The 295-nt window shown below is 46.4% G+C and carries 1 protein-coding gene; it reads right to left on the reverse strand.

Annotated elements, in window-relative coordinates:
- The coding region (locus ASJ81_RS16560) for a carbon monoxide dehydrogenase beta subunit family protein (RefSeq protein WP_275112573.1) at positions 1 to 254 on the reverse strand (254 nt) is incomplete at its 3' end.
- Positions 255 to 295: the final 41 nt, after the last annotated feature.

A 295-nucleotide genomic window follows, 5' to 3' on the forward strand; every position in this document is an offset into this window, starting at 1 on the left:
ATGTACTTGGCATCTACATCCTTGTCAACAAAGCCAGGCATTGAGCTGCCGGTTGCTGCAATAGGGATGTTTTTTGCTTTTGAGATCTTCACTGCCCTGTCCAAAAGCTCAGGGTCAAGGATTTTGGTCCCAACCACAAGAAGTGGCCTCTTTGCTTTTGAAATCAGTTTAGCTGCTATCTCGGGAGTGGTTGCTTTTGCAGTTGTTACTCCGTAGCTGGTGAAGAGCTTGGTGTTTTTGGTAGTGTCTACCATTTTCAGGCCCCCTTGCAAAGTCTCTTAAGGTTAGTTGGCTG

The organism is Methanosarcina spelaei (assembly GCF_002287235.1).
In the GTDB taxonomy this organism is placed as follows: Archaea; Halobacteriota; Methanosarcinia; order Methanosarcinales; family Methanosarcinaceae; genus Methanosarcina; species Methanosarcina spelaei.